Source organism: Dialister sp., from assembly GCF_036343215.1.
Classification (GTDB): domain Bacteria; phylum Bacillota; class Negativicutes; order Veillonellales; family Dialisteraceae; genus Dialister.
On record NZ_JAZASU010000008.1, the window covers coordinates 19,144 to 40,931 of the forward strand.

The following is a 21,788-nucleotide window of genomic DNA, read 5'->3' on the forward strand; positions in this document are numbered from 1 at the left end:
TCAACTCCTGATTTCTTTTTTCATGTACCACCCTTTATACAGCGGTGCTACATACAGCTTTAATTCCTTTCCCAGCGGGACGAGCTCGTCGAGATTGTAATTCGTATCCCCAACGGTCAGCACGCCATGATTGGTGACTCCGTTGCGGATGGAAAGTTCCGGATATCTCCGGTTGATGTCTTCCAGAATGAACCAGCCGTTTTCTTCCCGGAACTTGCCTTCATCAGCCGAGAAAGGCAGCCCCACCCCCATGGATTGATACCTGGTGGATTTAAGAACAAAACCATCTGTAATCTTGTTGACTTCCAGATATTCGTAAATCATCGTTTTCTGGACGGAATGGTGATAAGTGAGGGTAACCGGGGTTCCCGAGTCTACCCGCTGCCTCAGCACGAAGCCATCTGCCGTCTGCCCGAATACGTAGGGCATGCGGATCCAGTATCCGCCTACCGCCACGATGAGGCATATGATGATTCCGAAAACAATCATCACTGTTTCAAGTTTCCCGTTTTTTTGTTTTCTCATGAAAGCGAGAACGGACCAACAGGTCCGTTCTCCCTCCTTTCTATGCAAGGTTGGATCCTGTCAGGATTCTTCCTTATTTTGCCTTCAGGTACTTTTCTGCGCCTGCGTTCATCTTGATGGACATACCTTCGAGGGCGGTATCCTTCGTGATGTACTTGCCTACGGCATGAGCAGCTTTCATACGATCCAGGTGTTCATAGATGGCTTTTGCGATCTGGCCGCCCAGGTCATCATTGATTTTATCGGTACCAACGATGATGCACTTTACGGCTACGGTCTGAACGTCTGCATCCTGTCCGGGGTAGGTTCCCTTTGGAATGGTCATCTTGGTGTAGTACGGATATTTCTTCATCAGGGTATCGATGGTCTTTTCATCCAGGTTTACGATAGCTGCGGATCTGTTGGCAGCCAGGTCCTGAATAGCTGCGGTCGGATAGCCGGCTACAACTACGCCTACATCTACGTTGCCATCCTTCAGTGCATCAGCAGCTTCGCCGAAGGAGAGGTACTGTACGTCGATATCATTATAAGTGATGCCGTTAGCTTCAAGAATCTGACGGCAGTTTGCTTCTGCGCCGGAACCGGATGCGCCAACTGCGACCTTCTTGCCCTTCAGGTCTGCAATGGTCTTGATTCCTTTATCCTGGGTGGTTACGAACTGAATGGTTTCCGGATAGAGGGCAGCGATGCCGCGGAGGCTGTCTACTTTATTATCTTTGAACATTTCCTTGCCGTTTGCCGCATAGTAGGAAATATCATTCTGGATGAATGCCAGGTCTACGGAGCCGTCTTTCAGCATATTGACGTTTGCAACGGATGCACCGGTGGACTGGGCAGATGCATTCATGCCTTTAATATTCTGGTTCAGAAGTTCTGCCAGAGCGCCGCCCAGTGGATAATAGGTGCCTGCCGTACCGCCGGTTGCGATGTTCAGGAACTGTTTTCCGCCGCCTGCAGAACCACTGGATGCTCCACCGCCGCAGCCTGCAATCAGAGCTGTACCAGCCAGGCAGAGAGCGCCGGCTACCATCAGTTTTTTCAATGCCTTTTTCATAATACTGTCCTCCTTGAATACCCTCTTGGAAATGAAAGCCTGCTTCCATCCTTTTGAATTCCAGTGGCTTTCAAAATTCATGGAACAAAAAAACAGCCTGCCGCACAGAAAAAATCCATGCAAACTGCAAGCTGCTTCGCTCCATGTTATAAAGTTATTATTATAATACTACTTTTCAAAATCTTTGTAAAGAAGGCTCGGCTGAATTCCTTTATTATTCTGATACTTTCCACCGTTATAACTGTCTGCTTCCCCAAGAACCGTATGGAAATAGATCTGGCAGATTTCCACTCCCGCATAAATACGGATTGGCTGGACGCAGAACATTTCCAGTGTCCAGTATCCCGCAAAACCCACATCGCCAAATCCTGCGGTGACATGAATGAAAAGGCCCAGACGGCCGATGGAAGAGCGTCCTTCCAGCATGGGAACAAAGCATTTCGTCTTCGTATATTCATGAGTTCTTCCCAGATAGAGCCTGTTCGGCTGGAGCACGATTCCCTCCTCGGGAATATGGAGCATGTGGCCCAGATTCGGCTTCTTCATGTCCAGTTCATGATTGTCATAGACCATGAGCTCATCAGCCAGGGTGAGATTGTAACTGTTGGGATTGACTTTTTTCGGATCAAAGGGATCAATAATGATTTCTTCTCCCATGTGACGGACGATTTCTCTGCCGGATAAGATCATTTGGATTTCCTCGCTTCCTGGTTGAAAATTTTGCGATGTGCTGCCATGCGGCGGCGGATGAAGGGTCCTTTGGCTTTTTCTCCTTCGTTCAGATGGAAAAGATTTCGCTCTTCTTCACTGAGCTTTGTGGAAATAAGAAGTTCCCCCCGCTCATTGAATGAAATCAGATGGGCTGAAAAAAGCGTGCCATGGGTGGGACAGAAGAGAAGTCCCTTCGTCTCCCGTTCCCCATCACCATAGGGATAGGCCTTTAAGAGAGAAATCCGTTTTGCCCCGCATAGGAAGCAGCAGGGATCTTCACCAATGGATTTTCTTTGGAAATAGTCAGCCTCATCCAGCACCTTGCGGATCCGGGATACCGTGTTCTGCGGCGCACGGGAGAAAAGATTTCCTTCTTCGCCGGAAGCGGATTCATCCTCTTCCAGGATTTTCCGCAGCTTCCGGTTGTCCGGACCTCGGGCTTCCCGTATTTCCCTGAATGCCTCCACCGCTTCCGGTTTCAGGATCCAGAAATAGGTGCCGTCCTCCCCTTCGGCCCCGTCAAAGACGTATTCCCAGGGCGGCCTTTTTTCCTCTTTTTCCTCCGGAATGACTTCCGTATCGGCAATGACATCCTCTTTCAGTGTCAGAAGAGAGGGTACTTCTTTTTTCTTCTTTACTGATGATTGACTATCCTGCAGGGGCAGCAGGCCTTTTTCCATGAGGTCCTTGATTTTTCCCCCTGCCCAGCCTACACCCGCATTGAGGGCACGATATTCCATGTGAAGGGCGGAGGCGATATTTTTGCCATTATCCATGTGATCGGTGGAATCATAGAGACGTTCAAAAATTTCCATCATCAGATGGCTCATGACGGAAGTATCCCCCATGAGTTTCAGCCATCCATCCGTGGTAATCACATCCCACCGTTTCAGGCCTTTTCTTCTGGCCATCCCTTCACCGCCTTTCAGAAATTAAACAAAATACTATTATGGTTATTATAACATTTTTAGATAGGAATGGGAGAAATATTTTATTCCTCCCTTGATTCGTACTATTTATGAATAAGGGGATGAGGTGTAAGCCGTTGACCGTTAGCCATTAGAAGGGGCAGTCAGGCATCCGGATTTTTTCATTTCTCAAAGCAATAGAAAAGGCCGCAGAGGGAAACCTTTGCGGTCTTTATGAATGAAATATGGAAATATCTGTCCCGTATCAGGATTTTTTCGAAATACAGATTCCGGAGCTGTCTCAGTTTCCTTCCAGTTCGGCTACTCCAAGAGGTGGGCTTTCGAGGAACTTGACTTTCGGGTTGCGCTGTGCCAGCCAGCCTGCCTGCCATGCATTGGGGAGCAGGTATACCGGCCGTTCACGGCGGTCATAAACCACCATGGCATTGTCGATGCCTACCAGTTCTTCCGGCGGGATGTCCCCTTCGGTCCAGCGGGCAGCGGTATAGCCCAGAGGTTCCAGATTGACCTGGACATTGTATTCGTTCTCAAGACGGTATTTCATGACTTCAAACTGCAGCTGGCCTACGGCGCCAATGATGAAGGATTCCATGACGTAAGGCTGCCTGTATACCTGGATGGCCCCTTCCTGGGCCAGCTGGGTAACGCCGTTCAGGAACTGTTTTCTCTTCATGGAGCTCACCGGGGAAAGCCGGGCGAAAAGTTCCGGCGGGAATACGGGGAAATCAATAAAAGTAACCGGATGTTTCTTTTCGCACACCGTATCTCCTACACCCAGCTCACCGGTATCGAAAACGCCGATGATGTCACCGGGATAGGCTTTTTCTACCACCTGCCGTTCAGTTGCCAGGAACTGCTGGGGTTGGGAGAGACGGATCATCTTCCCGCTCTGACGGTGAAGGACACTGACTCCCTTTTCAAAGAGACCGGAGCAGATGCGCATGAATGCCACCCGGTCATGATGCTTCGGGTCCATATTGGCCTGAATCTTGAAAACAAAGGCAGAGAAAGATGGATCTTCGGGATCGATGGTCCCTTCCAGAGTTTTTCTCGCCTCCGGCGGCGGAGCGAGCTCCAGATATTTTTCCAGGAATGGCTGCACGCCGAAATTGGTCATGGCGGAGCCGAAGAACATGGGCGTCAGTTCCCCTCTGGCCACTTTTTCCGCATCAAAAGGATCTCCTGCTTCATCGAGGAGCTCCAGGTCCTCCTGAAGGGCTTCCAGCACTTCAGGTTCCACATGGGATGTAATGGCTTCATCGTCCATTTTGCCGGAAATGGTTTCCAGTTTCTTCACGCCATGGGCATTATCCTTGATGAAAAGATGGCACATTTCCGTTTCCCGGTCATAAATGCCCGTGTAATCCCCATTAACCCCGATGGGCCAGTTCATGGGGCAGGAACGGATGCCCAGCACGTCTTCAATATCTGCCATGAGGTCGAAGGGATTCTTGCCAAAATGGTCGATTTTATTGACAAAGGTAAAAATCGGGATACCCCGGTCGGAACAGACTTTGAAAAGTTTTTTCGTCTGCGCTTCTACGCCTTTGGCTACGTCGATGACCATGACTGCCGAGTCCACAGCCATGAGGGTACGATAGGTATCTTCCGAGAAGTCCGCATGCCCCGGGGTGTCAAGAATATTGATACGGCAGCCCTGATAGTCGAACTGCAGCACGGAGCTGGTAACGGAAATACCACGCTGTTTTTCAATTTCCATCCAGTCGGAAACCGCATAACGGGCCGTCTTTCTGGCTTTTACGGAACCGGCAAGATGAATGGCGCCTCCGTAAAGAAGGAGTTTTTCTGTAAGTGTCGTCTTGCCGGCATCCGGGTGGGAAATGATGGCAAAGGTACGGCGTCTCTTGATTTCTTCCTGATCAGTCATGATTCACCTCATGTAAACATAATAAGCCTTTATATTATACAACATACAGGGGATTATGGGTAGAGACACTTTGGGGTAGTCGTGATTCGTGGGTTGTGACTCATAATACTGATTCGTTCTTCGTTCTTCGAAAATATGATTTCCGGAGAGGCATCATGGCACGCAAAAAGCTGTCCCGTGACGGGACAGCTTTTATTTCAAATCATTAAATGGTCAGGGCCTTTGCGAAGTGTTCTTTCAGGACCTTGATGGAGTGCTGCAGCTCTGCATTTTCTTCATCGGTGAGGTGAAGTTCGATGATGTCTTCTACGCCGTCTTTGCCGACTTTGACCGGAACGGAGGCGAAGGAGTCTTCGATGCCGTAAGGTCCATTGAGGTATACGGAGCAGGGCAGAATCTTGTGTTCATTGTGATAAATGGCGCGGACCAGTTCTGCAGTGGCAGAGGATACGCCGAATTCGGTGCAGCCTTTGGTTGTATTTTCGATGTAGCCTTCTTCATGAACTTTTTTCAGGATCACATCTTTCGGATCCATATGGTAAAGCTGCGGTTTTTCAGCCAGCAGTTCATCCACCGGCTTGCCTGCTACTTTTACGTGGCTCCAGGGAATCATGGAAGAATCACCATGTTCGCCCATAAGGTAAGCGGTCAGGCTGCGACGGTTAACTTTAAGCTGATTGGCCAGCTGATACTGGAGGCGTGCGGAATCGAGAGCCGTACCGGAGCCGATGATTTTCTCTTTCGGCCAGTCCAGTTTATACTGCAGGTATTCAGCGACGATATCGCAGGGGTTGGAAATGGAAATGATAATGCCGTCGAAACCGGATTTTGCAATCAGCGGAATGAATTCCTTACTGGTTTTGATGCCGCCTTCCATCATGTCCAGGCGGGTCTGTCCCGGAAGTCTCGGTTTACCGGACGCGTTGATGAGGATGTCCGCATCCTTCATATCATCCACGGTGCCTGCATAGGCTTCAAAATGATGGGGCTGATAGCTGTTGGCGTCCATGAGGTCCAGAGATTCGCCTACTGCCTTGTCATTGTTCGTATCATAAAAAACCACTTCATCTGCCAGTCCCTGGACTGCAAACTGAAGTGCCAGATGGGAGCCTACGTTGCCGGCCCCGATGATACCGATTTTCCTTGTCTTGATTGCCATATTACTACTCTCCTTAATTTCCCATTTTACGCAGCTTCTATTCTTCTATCCTGCAATTCGGATGCATGCGTAAGTGATGCCGTTTCTTCTGGTAACGGTAAAAACATTATACACCTTTACCCATGGAGTGTACAGTACCGGAGGGCAGCCCCTTCTTTTTGTATCCCCTGAGGGCTTGACAGTAAACGCTTCAAGGTCTATAATCCAGTCATATGAGGAACGATGATGAAGAAGGGATAATGATTCTCGCCCAGAGAGGCAGCGGCCGGTGTGAGCTGCCGGAGCATGATTATCTTTCCACTTCGGAGCTGAAGACGATGAGTCTTCCGGGTATGCCCGATACAGCAGATCAAAGACGGCCGGAAGGCAATTTGGGTGGTATCGCGGGTGCTCTCGTCCCTTACAGGATGAAGGGCTTTTTTTATAGATACTCCCCCGGCTAAATTGGGTGGCACCACGAGAAAGAGAAGCTCGTCCCATGGGACGCTTCTCTTTTTGTTGTTTCAGGAGGGAAAAATGAAACGGGTATTCAATTTTAATGCAGGACCTTCGCCAATGCCGCTGGAAGTCCTGGAGGGAATGAAAGAAGATCTCACCAATTTTAAAAATACGGGCATGGGCATTACGGAAATTTCCCATCGTTCCAAAGAATTCCAGGATATGCTGGATGAAACAAAACTGCTTCTCCGCCAGCTCATGAACCTCAATGACGATTATGAAATCGTATTCATTCAGGGCGGTGGTACCATGCAGTTCCTCATGACAGGTTATAATTTCCTTCATACCCGGGCTGCCTATGCAGATACCGGCGTATGGGCCCACAAGGCCAGAAATTCGGCCGCTTTCTTCGGTGAAGTCTATAATGCAAACTCCGCGGAAGATAAAAACTATTCCTACATCCCCGATACCTATGAAATCAAACCGGATACGGACTATCTTTACATCTGCGCCAACAATACCATTTACGGCACAGAATACTGGAAATTCCCGGACGTGAAGGTTCCTCTCATCGCGGACATGTCTTCCGATATCCTATCCCGGAAAATCGACTTCAACAAATTCGATATGATCTGGGCAGGCATCCAGAAGAACCTTGGCGCTGCCGGTGTGGCTCTGGCCATCATCAAAAAAGATCTCCTTGCCAAAGCGCGCACGGATATCCCGGAATTCCTGCAATACAATACCTTCGTGAAAAAGGATTCCACCTACAACACGCCGCCGGTATTCTGCATCTATTCCCTGAACCGCATGCTTCACTGGATCAAGAACATGGGCGGCCTTACAGCCATTGAAGAAAGAAATAAGGTGAAGGCAAAGCTCATTTATGACGTGATCGATGGAAGCGACGGATTCTACAAGGGCCATGCGGAGAAAGAATCCCGGAGCCGCATGAATGTCACTTTCAACCTGGAGAGTGCTGATATGGAAAAAGATTTCGTGGCAAAGGCAAAGGAAAATGATTTCATCGGGGTCAAGGGCCACCGCCTGGTAGGCGGTCTCCGGGTATCCCTGTACAATGCGGTCACCCCGGAAGCAGCCGAAGCGCTGGCTGAGTTCATGAAAGAATACGAAAGAGTCAACGGTTAATATATTTCTATATTATATAGTAGGAGGAAAATATGTTTAGAATTTTCATTACTGCCGACGTAGCCAAAGAAGCAAAAGAAATCCTGGAAAAGGAATTTATCGTCGATGTCCGTCCGAACATGAAGGAAGATGAACTGTGCGAAGCCATTACGGACTATGATGCCATCATCACCAGAAGCCAGACGAAAATCACTAAAAAAGTCATCGATGCCGCTCGTAACCTGAAAGTCATCGGCCGTGCCGGTGTAGGTATCGATGGAATCGATATTCCGGAAGCCACCAAGAAAGGCATTACCGTGGTCAATACGCCGGAATCCAATACCATTGCCGCCTGCGAACACACCATTGCCCTCATGCTTTCCATGACCCGCCATATTCCCCAGGCCCATCAGTCCATCATGGAAGGCCGCTGGGACAGAAAGTCCTTCACCGGAATCCAGCTTCTGAACAAGACCGTAGGCATCATCGGCGTAGGCCGTGTAGGTTCCAATGTGGCCAAACGCCTCCAGGCATTCAATATGAAAACCATCGGCTACGACCCCTATATTTCCCTGGAAAGAGGCAAACAGCTGGGTGTCGAACTGGTAGACCTGGATACGCTCCTTAAAGAATCCGATTACATCACCCTTCATACCCCCCTCACCGATGAAACCCGCGGCATGATCGGTGCCAAAGAAATCGCAAAGATGAAAGACGGCGTACGGATTGTCAATGCATCCCGCGGAGCCGTCATGGATATTTATGCCCTGGCCGATGCCCTGAAGAGCGGAAAAGTAGCCGGAGCCGGCATCGACGTATGGGCCAATGAACCGCTGAAACCGGAAGACAACCCCTTCCTCGGCATGACCAATGTGGCCCTCACTCCTCACCTTGGCGCATCCACAAAAGAAGCCCAGGCCGGTGTAGCCACGGATGTAGCTATCGGAGTGGCCCAAGCTCTCCATGGAGAACCTGTTGCCACTGCAGTCAATGCTTCCCCGATCACGAAAGCTACCCTTCATGTCATTGCGCCCTATTTTGATCTCTGTGAACGGATGGGCAATATCGGCATCGATCTGGCCGGCGGCCGTATTTCCACAGTCAATGTAGAATATACGGGCGAACTGGCTGAAACAGAAACTGCTCCTCTGACCACGGCAGTTCTGAAAGGCCTCCTCACCCCGATCCTCCAGCAGACTGTCAACTTCGTCAATGCAAGAGGCATTGCTGAAGAACGTCATATGGATGTACGTGAAGTAAAGGCAAAGAAAGGTCATTATTTCACCAATACCATTTCCCTCACCATCGATACGGACAAGGGAACTCACCGTATTACAGGAACCCTCTTTGACCGCAAGGAACCAAAGATTGTTTCCATCGATCATTTCCGCGTAGATATCGAACCGAAGGGCTGCATCATCATTGCTCCCCACGAGGATAAACCGGGCATGATTGGACAGGTTGCTTCTGTTCTGGGCAAAGCACAGATCAATATCAATGGTATGCAGGTCGGTGCATCTCCGGAAGAAGGAACCAATGTCATGGTTGTAGCCGTAGATAAAGATATTCCTTCTGCTATCATTCCTGCCCTCATGAACATTGAAGGTATTCATGACGTGAAGATTATTCACTGCGAACATTAAGGAGCTCCTATGATACGCATTATCCTTCTCCGTCACGGAGAAACCACCTGGAATATTGAAGGACGCTACCAGGGTCAGGAAGATACCCCACTTTCTCCCCGGGGGCTGGAACAGGGGAAAAAGGCAGCCCTGGCGCTGAAGGACGTGCCCATCGACCGGGCCATTTCCTCTCCCCTTTTCCGTTCCTATGAAACCTGCCGCATGGCAGCCGATTACCATGGCCTTACCGTCGAAAAAGATTCAAGAATCACGGAAATTTCTCACGGAAAATGGGAAGGCATTCATGCTGATGAAATCGAAGCGCGCTATCCCACGGAATTCCATCTCTGGCACACCCACCCCGAGCAGGTACAGATGCCGGAAGGTGAAAATCTGGAAGATGTACGGAAACGGTGCAGGGAAGCTTTTGATGAATATGCAGAGAAATATGACGGAGAAACTATTCTCGTGGCAGCCCATGATGCCGTGAACAAAGCCATTATCTGCGACCTTCTGGGCCTCGATATGAGTCATTTCTGGCAGATCAAGCAGGATAACTGCTGTATCAATGTGCTGGAATGTGACAAAGGTATCTGGCGGATTGTAAGTCTGAACAACACGGCCCATCTTGGCTATCTCGTCAGCGGAATTGAGCAGAAAGGGCTGTGAGAGCTGTCAGCTGTTAGCCGTTAGCCATTAGCCATCAGCCATAAATCGTCATTGAGCGACGGAAGGATGGCAATTCCATATTTTCCTTAAAACAAAAAGAGTCGTAAATCAGTTTCCTGATTTGCGACTCTTTTATTCTGGAAAAGTCATTTGCCCCGGAAGCTTCGTGCGTATCTGCTAACGGTCAAAAGCTGACTGCTGACGGCTCATTCTTTAAATTTCGCCGCCTTTTCTTCATCTCTCTTTGCAGCCTTTTCTTTTCCCATCACCCTTCTCACCCGGGCACGGAATTCGTAACCTTCCTTATATTCTTCCTGTTCCAGGGATTTTGTGAAATAGACTTCCGCTTCTTTATAATTTCCCGTATTCATGTACATCTGGCCAATGCTGTCATAAACGGCATGGAAATCGGCCTTTGTCTTTGCCAGGGCGACAGACTTGTCATAGTCCGCTTTTGCCTTGTCATACTGCTTCAGATCCCGCCAGCATTCGCCCCGATTATTATAGTCCATGCTGTGTTCCCTTTTTTTAAGAGCTTTCGTCAGGTCCTCAATCCCTTTTTCCGGTTGTCCCGTGAGGGCATAGATGAGGCCCCGGGCAGAATAGATTTCAGGATTATCCTTATCCTGTTTTTCTGCACGGTTCAGGAATTCAAGGGCTTCCTCCATATTCCCTGCCTGCTGGGCGCATATTCCGGCAGTCAGGAAATTTCCCTGCCGGGCAGCGGCATAGGCCATGCCTTTAGAAACCACTTTTTGAGCTTCCGATTTCTTCCCCTGCAGTTCATAGACCCGGGCTTCTGATTTGAAGGTCTCTATATCGAAGGGATTCTGCCCCTGGGCCAGGCGGGAAAAACCGATGGCTTCGTCATATTTTCCCAGGCCGGAGGCATTATAGGAAAGTCCTGTGTAAATAACAGCCCGTTCGCCGGCAAACTGCGGATTCATGGACAGGGCCTGCCGGAAATCCTGATTGGACAAATCATATTTCTTTATATGGTAATAAATAAGGGCCCGGTTCACATAAAGAGACGGATCAGCCGGGGAAAGTTCGATTGCCTTCGACGCATCGGCTAAAGAAAGATCATACTTCTTCATAAGGCCGTAAATATTGCTCCGGTCCACATAAACTGAAGGTTTTTCCGGATAAAGTTCCACCAGATCCGTAGCAATCTGAAGAGCCTTTTTATAATGATGGACGGCTGCGGCTCCTTCCAGAGTGGTCACCCTGTTTTCTGCCTGAGAAGATTCCTGAGGCCCGGAATGCGCAAGGCCTTCTGCCCCGGCCATCCCGCAAGGCAGGGAAAAGGCCAGGGTAAGACACAAAAGGGCTGCTGCTTTTTTCATCGTATTCATGACAGGCCTCAATTTTTCATGACCGCTTTGGGGGTATTGTCAGAAGTTTCGCCCGTGAGAGATTTGGACACATCTGTGGGCACCCGGCGATAAGGGAATGTTTTGTAGACTTTCTTCATCAGATCGTCCATGATATACACGGTCCGTACGAAGCCTTCGTCTTCCGTATCGAAATAGGTTCCCCGGTCCTGACGCACGATTCCCTCTGTCTTCTTATAGGAATAAATATCTACAATGGCTCTTGTTTCCACGATGGCATCCCCGTCATCAAAGAAGTAGCGGTGGAAAACCCATTGTCTCCACTGGAGAGTCGGAAGAATGACGATATCGGCTCCTGTCTTTTCAGCAATCTCAGGAAGAGACGATGGAGAAACGGCCATACCTGCATAGTCAGAGGTATCGAGGGTACGATAATAGGGATATTTGAAGATATCCTTCATTTCCCTGTTCAGGATCGATGCGGCATATTCACTTCCCGAATACCGGGCAGGAAGAAGAAGGACGGTGCGGGTATTGTCGAAATAGCCCAGTTTACGGTTCATAGCCGGATCGGCGGCTTCTGCCAGCCATCCAAGGGAAAGAATCATCAGAAAGGCCATTAAAAAAGTTAAGATTTTTTTCATGGAAACCTCCTTTTAAAAACGTTTCATTTCCTTCATTTTACCACGATTTCAAAATTTCGTAATCAAGGATCATGGAAGTTACTCTATCCGTGCATAGAAAAAGAGACTCCGGAGAGTCTCTTTCTGTTTCAGTCAGGAATCATACTTTGAAATAGTCCCGCACATAATCTACAAACATTTTCACCGGGGTGGACTGGAGCATGGCCTGTTTGTAAATGAGGTGGCTCGGACGCAGGATGGGATGATGCTGCTTATCGTAAATCATTTCCCGATTGACCTGGGGCGCGCATTTCGGCAGGAGATCTGCCGGAATGAGAGAATGACCCAGACCTTTATTCACGATTTCCACACAGGTCAGGCAGTCGGAAACGGTAAGCATGAAATGAGGGGAATCTGTAAAATTCTGCCGCCACCAGCGGGTGCGGAGTTCATCGAGGGAAGGATCGCTGCGGTACCGGATGGACGGTTGGTCCGGAAGGGTATCGTAATCGATTTTCTTGGCGGAAATCAGGTACAGTGGGGCATCTTCAAGAAGGACATCCGAATCAGGCCATTCCTGATTGCCCCGGACGATAGCCAGGTGAATGTCTTCTTTTTTGACCAGTTTCACCAGACGGTCGCTGGTATCGGTGGTGAGGGAAATTTCAATATCACTGTATTTATCCACGAATCCCTTCAGGATGGCCGGCATGTGGGACTGGGCAAAAGACTGGCTGGCTCCAATCCGAAGGACGCCGGAAATAGAATTCGGTTCATGGGTAACGTAATTCTTCATATCCTGGTACTGCTGCAATTCCTTTTCGGCAAAAGAGAAGAGGCGGTTTCCTGCATCAGTAAAATGAACACCCTTATTGGTACGGATAAAGAGAGGGCAGCCGATTTCTTTTTCCATCTGGCTCAGACGGTAAGTCAGGGAAGGCTGAGTCATGAAAAGACGCTTGGCCACTTTATTGATGCTTCGTTCTTCACGAAGATAAATGAGGATTTTCCAATCCGTATTATTCATTGAAATTACCCCTTGCAAACATAAATAAGAAACTGTCGCGCATTGTGATATAAAATTATTTTATTAGATTATACCATATTTTGCAAGATATCTGTATAGGATTTTAAAAATATTGTTATATTCAATGAAAATAATTTTATTCTGACCTGTAATTCCAGCCTGCAAAATCAGGCAGGAACATCATCTATATTACGGAAAGCCGGTCACACAAATTCCCTGGGGAAACTATTGAGTTTTTTCGACCGTTCCCTGTAATCCGGAAGCCAGTGAGCCATGAGGGCATGGAAACGGGGCCCGTGTCCCGGCTCGAGAAGGTGGTTCAATTCGTGAACCACCACGGACTCGATCAAATCCCGGGGTTTCGTGAAAAGATCCAGGGAAAAGGTGAGTTCATGGGTTTTCACGTTGCAGCTTCCCCACCGGCTTTTCACCCTGCGGATTTTTATATTTCCCGGAGTAACGCCCATCTTTGGCGCCCACTTTCTGACCATGACAGAAATCGTGGCAAAAAGCGATTCTCCGGCCACCTGTTCATACAATTTTTTCCTGTCCGTTCTTTCTGAATGGAGAAACAGGGAAATGGAACCGGCCTCCAGGGTCCCCCCGTTTCTTTGTGACCTGTATAGTTTGAGAGGTGCAGGGCAGCCATAAACATAATGCATTTCGCCGGGGACATAGTCATAATGGACCATTTCCGGCACTTTGGCCAGAGATTTCTCAATCCAGTCTTTTTTCTTCTCCACAAATTCCCGTATCGTTTGATCCGGCATTCGAAGCGGGGCCGTCACCTGCACTCTTCCTTCCCGCGTGATGTGTAGATACATGTTTTTTATCCGTTTGCGGATGACGATGACTTCCAATATTTCCTCCATAAAAAAGAGGCAGGCCCAAGATGAAAAGGGCTCTGCCGCTTTAATCTTCCCGTACCGGTTCAGACTTTCGTACTTTCACCACGAATATGGTCTTCTGTTTCAAAGAGGGCTTTGGCAAAGGCCTGCGGATCAAACCGTTCCAGGTCGTCTTCCCTTTCGCCGAGACCAATCCATTTAACCGGCACATTTAATTCTTCATGAACCGAAAGGACCACTCCCCCTTTGGCAGTTCCATCCAGTTTTGTCAGGACCACACCGGTTAAAGGAACGATTTCTCCAAAATTCTTTGCCTGGCTGATGGCATTCTGTCCTGTCGTCGCATCCAGGACAAGAAGTGTCTGGTGAGGCGCATCCGGAATGACTTTTTTCACGACTCTGCTGATTTTAGCCAGTTCTTCCATGAGGTTGATTTTCGTCTGCAGTCTTCCTGCCGTATCAATCAATACCACATCAGCCCCGCGGGCTTTTGCAGCAGAAACAGCATCAAAAGCAACGGCTGCAGGATCGGCTCCTTCTGCATGTTTCACGATATCTGCCCCTGTCCTTTCAGCCCAGATGGTAAGCTGTTCAGAAGCAGCCGCGCGGAAAGTATCGGCTGCTGCCAGAAGGACTTTTTTCCCTTCTTTATGAAGACGGCCCGAAAGTTTTCCGATTGTCGTGGTTTTGCCTACTCCATTGACCCCTACTACAAGGATGACTTCAGGATGATGGGTATTTTCCTGATCGATGGTATCATCTTTCAGAAGTTCCTGTACTGTTTTTTCCAGAAATGGCATGACTTCATTTGTATTATGAATGGTGCCTTCCGTGACGCCCCGGCGAATCTGGCGCATGAGGTAATCCGTGGTCCGTACGCCAAGGTCTCCGGAAAGGAGTACCATTTCCAGATCTTCCAGGAAATCTTCATCAATCTGGGCATAGCCGATGACAACGGTTTCAATATTTTTAATGAGGCTTGCCTTTGTCCGGGTGAGCCCTTTTTTCAATTTGTCAAAAAATCCCATAAAATCCTCCGTTCGTCAATTTCTGAAATTTTTAAAAATCCCAAGACTCTTATCATATATATTGTATCATGAAGTGTCTCTGTTGAATACTTGCCCCGGAATTCGCGGGGCAGACCGGTTTTTCCGTCATTGACCGGTTCAAAGCCGGCCGCTTACATTCCTGTATCCGCCATTTTCACCGTAATGAGTGAGGATACCCCTTTTTCAGCCATGGTGACTCCCTGGAGGGTATCGGCAAATTCCATGGTTTTTTTCCTGTGGGAAATGACAATGAACTGGGTCTTCTTTTTATAGTCCGCAATCATACGGGAGTATCGTTCCACATTGGCATCATCCAAAGCTGCATCGATTTCATCCACAAAACAGAATGGTGCCGGCCGGTAGGCCATGAAGGAAATAAGGAGCGCAATCACCGTGAGGGCTCTTTCGCCGCCGGACATAAGAGTCAGGGGCTGCCGTTTTTTACCCGGAAGCTGAAGGTACATTTCCACTCCCCCTTCAAGGGGATGGGCTTCATCGGTGAGCTCCAGTCTGGCTTTTCCGCCCTGGAACATCAGCTGCATGATGCGGCCAAATTCTTCATTGACTTTTTTGAAAGCTTCTTTGAACTGGCTGGTCATGGTCTCATCGATATCCTGAATCACCGTTTCCAGTCCTTCTCTTGCCTTCTTCAGATCTTCAATCTGCACTTCATAGAATTTCCGCCGTTCCAGCTCTTTATTATAATCTTCTTCCCCGTTGGGATTGACGGAACCCAGGGCAGAGAGTCTTTCCGAAAGTTCCTCTTCTTTTTCTTTCATATCCGCCATGGAACCGGGGATACGGATTTTTTCCGCATCCGCCAGGGTCATGTGCCGTTCTTCAAGGCTTTGGAATTCTTCTTTTTCCTGCTCCCTGAAATGGTCGATTCGCCCCTGCTTTTCCGCCATATCCCGTTTCAGGGCCGACGATTTTTCCTGGGCCTTTCGCCATTCCTCATCCAGCGTTTTCCGGGTATTGGCAAAGGCATCGGATTCATCCTGCATTTTCGTCTGGCTGTCCTGATGAACTTTCCAGGCTTTTTCTGCTTCTTCATAGGCGCGAGAGAGCCGGGAAAGTTCTTCCTGCAGGTGAGTCAGCGCTTCTTCATTCTGCTGTTTTGCCTTTTCCAGTTCTTCTCTGTCCTTTTTCTGGGCTTCCTTTGCCGATTCGTGGTCCGCCAGCCGCCTTTTGCCGAAGTTCAGCGCTTCTTCCGCTTTCGTGAAAGACACATGGATGGCAAGGATTTCAGCAGTTTTATCATCGAGGGCTTTACGGAGTTTCCTGCTTTCTTCATCTTCTGAAAGGACAGGAATATCCTTCAGTTTTTCCAGTTCACCGGAGACCGTGGATTTTTTCTCCTCAGAAAGCTGGAGGGCCTTTTCCTTATCTCCCAGTTTTCCTTCCTCTTCTTCCGCTTCTTTCCTGCGGTCAGCCAGATTGGAAAGGAGACCTTCTTTTCTGGTGGTCAGGGAAACCAGGGATTCTTTGGCCTTCTGCCAGTTTTCCCTTTCTTCCATGACTTTCTGTGCCAGATCATCAGCCATCCGGTCCGCTTCTGCCGTTTTTTCACGGAAAGCGTCAAGGGCCTTTTTCTTTGTTTCTTCTTCTTTATATAAGGTATTGATTTCCTGCTTCCGGCCGAAGAAGGTATTTTCTTTTTTACGCATGGAGCCCCCTGCCATGGAGCCTCCTGCATTCACTACCTGCCCGTCCAGGGTGACGATCCGGATTTTGTAATTATATTTCCCGGCCACCCGTCTTGCGGCTTCCAGATTTTCCGCGAAAAGAGTCTTCCCCAGGAGTGATTCCAGCAAATCCCTGTACAGGGGAGCCGTAGAAAGGAGGTCAGACGCAATGCCTGAGATTCCTTTTTCTTTCGAAGCCTGAAGGAGTGTTCCTGTCCTTCCTGAAGGATGCATGGATTCCAGAGGGAAGAAGGTGGCCCTTCCCAGATGTCTGTCTTTCAGCCAGCGGATAATCTCTCCTGCCGCCTTTGTGGTATCGGTAACGATACAGGAAATACGGTTTCCTAAAGCCACTTCCGCAGCGTCCGTATATTCTGACGGGACCCGGATGAGTTCCCCCAGAATCCCGTGAATGGATTCGCCGAAAAGGTCCGCATTGTCCATAATGGTTTTTGTAGTGGAAGAGAAATTCGTGTATTCCCTATCCGCCCGTTCCAGATACTCCCTCCGTGAATGGAGACGGTCAATTTCCGATTTCTGATCTGCCAGTTCATTGTTCATGGCAAATCTCCGGTTCTGCGCTTCTTTCAGGGCAAGACTGTCTTTCTTCCCCTGCGCTTCCAGTTCTCCCAGGGATTGCTGCTTTTCTTTTTCCTCCTCTGTAAGGCGGGAAAGTTCTTCCTCCAGTGTCCGAAGGCTCTCTTTCTTTTCCTCCGTCCGGGAAAGGAGTTCTTCTTTTTCTGCCTTTTCTCTTTTTATGTCTTCTTCCAGATGGAGGAGTTCCTGCTCCAGTCTCTGTTTATCGGAAATTTTCTGCCGGTTCAGGGACAGTTTTTCCTCATAGGCTGCTTCAGCAAGAGAAAGGGCTTTTTCCAGTTCCTCTTTTTCCCGGTCCGCCTTTTCCTTCTTTTCTTTCCATTCTTTAAAACCGGTTTCGGCCTCGGCAAATTCTTTTCTGACTTCCCTGATTTCCTCTGTCAGTTCTTCTTCCGCCTGCCTCTGGTCTTCCTCATTCCGGACCAGATTTTCCTTCTTTTCCTCTTCATGGCGGAGAGCTTCCTGCTTGACCCGAAAGTCCCCCTTCAATTCTTCCATCCTGGCCTGGGCGCCCGCCGTTTCAACGCCCATATTTCTTAAATTTTCCTGATAGTCGAGAGCCTGTTTTTCCAGTTTTTCCCGCCTGGCGGAAAGAGATGTCAGTGTAGTCTCCCATTCCACCTCTTCATCTTCCAGATTCCTGTATTCATTTTCATAGCGGGAAAGCATGCGGCCGATGGAAGTCAGTTTCAGGACAGACATGGAAGCGGCTACAGCTTCTTTTTCCTTCATGATGCCTTTATAAACCCTGGACTTTTCCGCCCCTTCTTTGAGAGGGATGAGCTGTTCATCCAGAAGGGCCATCATATCCCTCACCCGTTCCATATTTTCCGCCGTTTTTTCCAGTTTCCGGAGGCCTTCATTTTTTCTCATACGGTACAGGGTAATGCCTGCCACATCTTCGAAAATGACCCGTCTTTCTTCCGGGCGGCTCGTCAGGACCTGGTCCACCCGGTTCTGTCCGATAATGGCCAGGGACCCTTTCCCAAGACCTGTGGGAGCCAGGAGTTCCTGGATATCTTTCAGGCGGCAGGATCTTTTATTGATGCGGAAATCGCTGTCCCCATTCCGGAGAAGCCGCCGCGTAATGGAAACTTCTGCCGTATCCAGAGGAAGTTCATGAGAGGAATTGTCCAGCACCAGGGTCACTTCGGCCCCGTTTCTGGGAGCTCTTCCCTTAGAGCCGGAGAAAATGATATCTTCTGCCTTCTGGCCGCGAAGATTCCGTACATTCTGCTCCCCCAGCACCCAGCGGACCGCATCGGAAATATTGCTTTTCCCGCAGCCGTTGGGTCCCACGATGACCGTCATGCCATCGGCAAATTCTACAGTTGTTTTATCGGCAAAGGATTTGAATCCCTGCAGTACCAGACGGAGTAATTTCATGGCTTTTCCCTTTCTTCATTCGTATCTTTATTATTATACAGGAAACAGGAAATACCTGCAGGAAATTTGCCTTTTCAGATGGATTTTAGAACGTGATTTCTTTATATTTCATTTATTCCCATTTTGGGCCCTTTCACCCCGTTTCAGCCTTTTTTTGCCCATATTTAACCGTTTTAAATACGATTTATCACGATTTTAATAAATAAATTGAAATAAAAACTTTTTATTCCTGTTAATTCCTTAAACTCCTCTGTTTTCCTTTGATTTCCTCATTTTTCCGCATTGACATGGAACCCATTCCGTTTTTATAATACAGTTAAAAACGGGAGGTGCTTCATGAAACAGTTAAAAATCGCCCTGGCCCCACTGGCAAAGGATCAGACCATGATTCCTGAAGGCTTCAAGACAGTCCCATTGGAGGGGGCAGATCTGACCGAAGTTTCTGCAGTCGTCATGACGAACCGGGACGAAATTCCCAAAGAATATGACACCATTCATTCCTTTGATATTCCCCTCTTCATTCTGGATACCGGAATGGCAGCAGGCAGAAATATATCCTCCATTTCCGGCATTCTGCTTCCCATCAAAGAAAAAGGATCCTGGAAAAAGAAAATCGCCAAAGGAGCATCGGATTACGAAAAGAAACTGCTCCCGCCCTTTTTTGGTGCCCTCATGCGCTATGCGTCCCGGCACAATGATGAATACGATTCGCCCGGCCATCACACCGGCGCCTTTTTCAGGAAACATCCGGCAGGAAAAGTTTTCTATGATTTCTACGGGCCCAACGTATTCCGGAGCGACCTTTCCTCCTCCGATGTGGATCTGGGAGACCTTCTCATTCATGAAGGTCCTGCCCTTCAGGCCGAACAGTATGCGGCCAAAGTATACAACGCAGACAAAACTTACTTCGTTTTAAACGGCACCTCCACCTCCAATAAAATCGTGCTGAATGCCGCCCTGGCTCCGGGAGATATCGTCCTCTATGACCGGAATAATCATAAATCCATGGATCTGGGACTCATTCTGACCGGTGCCGTTCCGGTCTACCTTGAAACTGTCAGAAATGCCTGCGGCTCCATCGGAAGCATTCCCGCCCGCTGTCTCGACGAAGACTATATCCGTAAACTGGTAGCGGAAAAAGATCCGGAAAAAGCAAAGCAGGAACGGCCCATCCGTATGGCCGTCATCGAACTGGGCACCTATGACGGCTGTCTCTGTAATGCCCGGCAGATTGTGGATGAAATCGGCTATCTCTGCGATTATATTTTCTTCGACTCCGCCTGGGTGGGCTATGAACAGTTCATCCCCATGATGAAAGATGCTTCCCCCCTCCTCCTTTCCTTGGGGCCCGATGACCCCGGTATCTTTGTGACCCAGTCCATTCACAAACAGCAGGCCGGTTTTTCCATGACCAGCCAGATTCATAAAAAAGACAATCACATCAAGGATCAGGACCGGTATGTGCCTCACAAACGAATGAACAATGCCTACATGATGCATGCCTCCACCTCCCCCTGTTACCAGCTTTTTGCGGCACTGGATATGAATGCAAGAATTCATGACGGCCTGGGAGGCATCAAACTCTGGGGCGATGCCCTCATGCTGGCCATCGAAGTGAGAAAGGAAATATTGAAACGGTGCCACCATCTGTATCCTTTCATTCCGGACAAAGTGGCGGGCAAGAAATGGGAAGACGCCAACAACAGACAGATTGCCGCCGACAGAAGATACTGGACCTTCAAACCCGGCCAGCGGTGGCATGGCTATGAAGGATATCGGGAAAACCAGTATTTCCTGGATCCCATGAAACTGATGCTCATTACCCCGGGCATCGATATCGAAAAAGGCATTTACGAAGACTTTGGCATTCCCGGGGCCCTGGTGGCTGAATACCTCCGTGAGATCCATATCATTCCCGAGAAAAACGACCTGAATGATATCCTTTTCCTGATTACTCCTGCCGAAACAGGAGAAAAACTTCACCGCCTCGTGGATGCACTGGTCCAGTTTGAAAAATTAATCGATGAAGATGCGCCCATGCAGAAAGTGCTCCCCCAGGTCTATGAAGCCTATGAAGCCCACTATGAAGGATATACCATCCGGCAGCTCTGCCAGGAAATGCACAATTTCTATAAAGAAAGAAACGTTTCCTCTCTCCAGAAAAAGCTCTTCCAGCATGAATATCTTCCTCCCTACATGATGAGCCCGCGGGATGCGGAAGGCGAATACCTCCGCGGAAACGGGGAACTCATCGAACTCTGCCATGCCCTGGGACGGACAGCCCTCGAAGGAGCCCTTCCCTATCCGCCCGGAGTCATCTGCATCCACCCCGGCGAAGCCTGGACACAGCCGGCTATCGATTACTTCATGGATCTCGTGGATTCCATCAATGCCTTTCCCGGATTCTCCCCGGAACTGCAGGGTGTCTACATCGAAGACGGAGACGATGGAAAGAAACATGCCTACGGATACGTGCTGAAAGAAAAGAAATAAGCGGCGTGATTCGTGATAGATCTACTTCCTCTAAAAATACCTGGAAATATAGTTATCAGCGAAAGTGGCCCGCATCAAACTGGATAGCGGGCCATTTTTAAACATAGTTCTCCTTGAAAATGTGTAAATTTGAAAAAAAGGAAACTTTTCCTGTTCAAAAGCCCGCCAAAGCTGAGAACCGATCACTGATCACTTTATAATTTCCGGAAACTCAATATATTGTGTAATGATTGTACAGCCCATTTCTCAGCCGCAATTTGCTTCCGCCATAAAGTTTAATAAAATTCTAATGATACAAATCGCGATTTTTGCTACTATATCCATGAAAGCAGCAAGAGCGAGGCCTCGGGCCGCGTTCCATTCCATCTGTCGAGCGCTCAAAAATTTAAGGCAGATCCGGAACAAAGCCCACGTGCTCAGATGGCTTTCAATCCTCGAGGAAAAGCAATATTTCTAAAGTTTTTACCAAAAAGAATAAACTCCCGCAAACGAGAAAGAAAATCTTCGGACCCGCGCCCCCCGCAACGTACCTTGATCACGAGATGACATATCCAGACGTAGGAATTTCTGCAGCCGATTGACAGGTAAGATCGGAAATCCGGACAACGAGATGTATTCTCAAA

16 protein-coding genes are annotated in these 21,788 nt (G+C 48.7%); 4 read left to right on the plus strand and 12 right to left on the minus strand.

What is annotated here, in order from left to right; all coding sequences use genetic code 11:
* From VZT47_RS03650 to VZT47_RS03675, 6 genes are all read right to left on the minus strand, one after another.
* Positions 1–573: a DUF1850 domain-containing protein gene (locus tag VZT47_RS03650; protein WP_330223619.1), complete on the minus strand. Its 573-nt coding sequence runs from the start codon at positions 571–573 to the stop codon at positions 1–3.
* Between the two features lie 25 nt (positions 574–598).
* Positions 599–1,579 carry a TAXI family TRAP transporter solute-binding subunit gene (locus tag VZT47_RS03655; protein ID WP_330223620.1) on the minus strand — a complete coding sequence of 327 codons (981 nt, stop codon included), beginning with the start codon at positions 1,577–1,579 and terminating at the stop codon, positions 599–601.
* A gap of 168 nt (positions 1,580–1,747) precedes the next feature.
* Positions 1,748–2,269: a dCTP deaminase gene (gene dcd / locus VZT47_RS03660; RefSeq protein ID WP_330223621.1), complete on the minus strand. Its 522-nt coding sequence runs from the start codon at positions 2,267–2,269 to the stop codon at positions 1,748–1,750.
* Positions 2,266–3,201, minus strand: a complete 936-nt coding sequence (locus VZT47_RS03665) for a type II restriction endonuclease (protein WP_330223622.1) — start codon at positions 3,199–3,201, stop codon at positions 2,266–2,268. Before VZT47_RS03665 ends, dcd begins: the two co-directional genes overlap by 4 nt.
* Positions 3,202–3,499: 298 nt before the next feature.
* The gene (locus tag VZT47_RS03670) at positions 3,500–5,107 is read right to left on the minus strand and encodes a peptide chain release factor 3 (protein ID WP_330223623.1); all 1,608 of its coding nucleotides are present in this window, start codon (positions 5,105–5,107) and stop codon (positions 3,500–3,502) included.
* Positions 5,108–5,312: 205 nt separating this feature from the next.
* Positions 5,313–6,266: an L-lactate dehydrogenase gene (locus tag VZT47_RS03675; protein ID WP_330223624.1), complete on the minus strand. Its 954-nt coding sequence runs from the start codon at positions 6,264–6,266 to the stop codon at positions 5,313–5,315.
* Between the two features lie 516 nt (positions 6,267–6,782).
* Between VZT47_RS03675 and serC the strand changes: the two genes are divergently transcribed.
* From serC to VZT47_RS03690, 3 genes are read left to right on the plus strand one after another with little or no spacing between them, the layout of a single operon-like run.
* The gene (gene serC / locus VZT47_RS03680; protein ID WP_330223625.1) at positions 6,783–7,853 is read left to right on the plus strand and encodes a 3-phosphoserine/phosphohydroxythreonine transaminase; all 1,071 of its coding nucleotides are present in this window, start codon (positions 6,783–6,785) and stop codon (positions 7,851–7,853) included.
* A gap of 32 nt (positions 7,854–7,885) precedes the next feature.
* The gene (gene serA / locus VZT47_RS03685; RefSeq protein WP_330223626.1) at positions 7,886–9,475 is read left to right on the plus strand and encodes a phosphoglycerate dehydrogenase; all 1,590 of its coding nucleotides are present in this window, start codon (positions 7,886–7,888) and stop codon (positions 9,473–9,475) included.
* Between the two features lie 9 nt (positions 9,476–9,484).
* The gene (locus VZT47_RS03690) at positions 9,485–10,123 is read left to right on the plus strand and encodes a histidine phosphatase family protein (RefSeq protein WP_330223627.1); all 639 of its coding nucleotides are present in this window, start codon (positions 9,485–9,487) and stop codon (positions 10,121–10,123) included.
* A gap of 206 nt (positions 10,124–10,329) precedes the next feature.
* Here the strand turns inward: VZT47_RS03690 and VZT47_RS03695 are convergent, their stop codons facing one another.
* The 6 genes from VZT47_RS03695 to smc form a co-directional block, all read right to left on the minus strand.
* Positions 10,330–11,478, minus strand: coding sequence for a tetratricopeptide repeat protein (locus tag VZT47_RS03695; RefSeq protein ID WP_330223628.1), 1,149 nt, complete (start codon positions 11,476–11,478; stop codon positions 10,330–10,332).
* Between the two features lie 8 nt (positions 11,479–11,486).
* A complete protein-coding gene (locus VZT47_RS03700; protein WP_330223629.1) occupies positions 11,487–12,101 on the minus strand; it encodes a hypothetical protein in 615 nt (204 codons plus the stop codon).
* 139 nt (positions 12,102–12,240) lie between these two features.
* Complete coding sequence (locus tag VZT47_RS03705; RefSeq protein WP_330223630.1) at positions 12,241–13,107, minus strand: LysR family transcriptional regulator; 867 nt, start codon at positions 13,105–13,107, stop codon at positions 12,241–12,243.
* 203 nt (positions 13,108–13,310) lie between these two features.
* Positions 13,311–13,967, minus strand: a complete 657-nt coding sequence (locus tag VZT47_RS03710) for a M48 family metallopeptidase (protein WP_330223631.1) — start codon at positions 13,965–13,967, stop codon at positions 13,311–13,313.
* Between the two features lie 71 nt (positions 13,968–14,038).
* Positions 14,039–14,983: a signal recognition particle-docking protein FtsY gene (gene ftsY, locus VZT47_RS03715; protein ID WP_330223632.1), complete on the minus strand. Its 945-nt coding sequence runs from the start codon at positions 14,981–14,983 to the stop codon at positions 14,039–14,041.
* Between the two features lie 152 nt (positions 14,984–15,135).
* A complete protein-coding gene (gene smc / locus VZT47_RS03720) occupies positions 15,136–18,672 on the minus strand; it encodes a chromosome segregation protein SMC (protein WP_330223633.1) in 3,537 nt (1,178 codons plus the stop codon).
* Positions 18,673–19,008: 336 nt separating this feature from the next.
* On the opposite strand from smc, the gene speC reads away from it, so the two are divergent.
* On the plus strand, positions 19,009–21,165 hold the full coding sequence (gene speC / locus VZT47_RS03725; RefSeq protein ID WP_330223634.1) for an ornithine decarboxylase: 2,157 nt from the start codon (positions 19,009–19,011) through the stop codon (positions 21,163–21,165).
* Positions 21,166–21,788 lie beyond the last annotated feature (623 nt).

Bases quoted from the DNA above. Each gene is read 5' to 3' on its own strand.
- VZT47_RS03690 (WP_330223627.1), top strand. From the start codon at position 9,485: ATGATACGCATTATCCTTCTCCGTCACGGAGAAACCACCTGGAATATT.
- serC (WP_330223625.1), top strand. From the start codon at position 6,783: ATGAAACGGGTATTCAATTTTAATGCAGGACCTTCGCCAATGCCGCTG.
- serA (WP_330223626.1), top strand. From the start codon at position 7,886: ATGTTTAGAATTTTCATTACTGCCGACGTAGCCAAAGAAGCAAAAGAA.
- VZT47_RS03655 (WP_330223620.1), bottom strand. From the start codon at position 1,579: ATGAAAAAGGCATTGAAAAAACTGATGGTAGCCGGCGCTCTCTGCCTG.
- speC (WP_330223634.1), top strand. From the start codon at position 19,009: ATGAAACAGTTAAAAATCGCCCTGGCCCCACTGGCAAAGGATCAGACC.
- ftsY (WP_330223632.1), bottom strand. From the start codon at position 14,983: ATGGGATTTTTTGACAAATTGAAAAAAGGGCTCACCCGGACAAAGGCA.
- VZT47_RS03700 (WP_330223629.1), bottom strand. From the start codon at position 12,101: ATGAAAAAAATCTTAACTTTTTTAATGGCCTTTCTGATGATTCTTTCC.
- VZT47_RS03705 (WP_330223630.1), bottom strand. From the start codon at position 13,107: ATGAATAATACGGATTGGAAAATCCTCATTTATCTTCGTGAAGAACGA.
- VZT47_RS03665 (WP_330223622.1), bottom strand. From the start codon at position 3,201: ATGGCCAGAAGAAAAGGCCTGAAACGGTGGGATGTGATTACCACGGAT.
- VZT47_RS03670 (WP_330223623.1), bottom strand. From the start codon at position 5,107: ATGACTGATCAGGAAGAAATCAAGAGACGCCGTACCTTTGCCATCATT.
- smc (WP_330223633.1), bottom strand. From the start codon at position 18,672: ATGAAATTACTCCGTCTGGTACTGCAGGGATTCAAATCCTTTGCCGAT.
- VZT47_RS03675 (WP_330223624.1), bottom strand. From the start codon at position 6,266: ATGGCAATCAAGACAAGGAAAATCGGTATCATCGGGGCCGGCAACGTA.
- VZT47_RS03695 (WP_330223628.1), bottom strand. From the start codon at position 11,478: ATGAATACGATGAAAAAAGCAGCAGCCCTTTTGTGTCTTACCCTGGCC.
- dcd (WP_330223621.1), bottom strand. From the start codon at position 2,269: ATGATCTTATCCGGCAGAGAAATCGTCCGTCACATGGGAGAAGAAATC.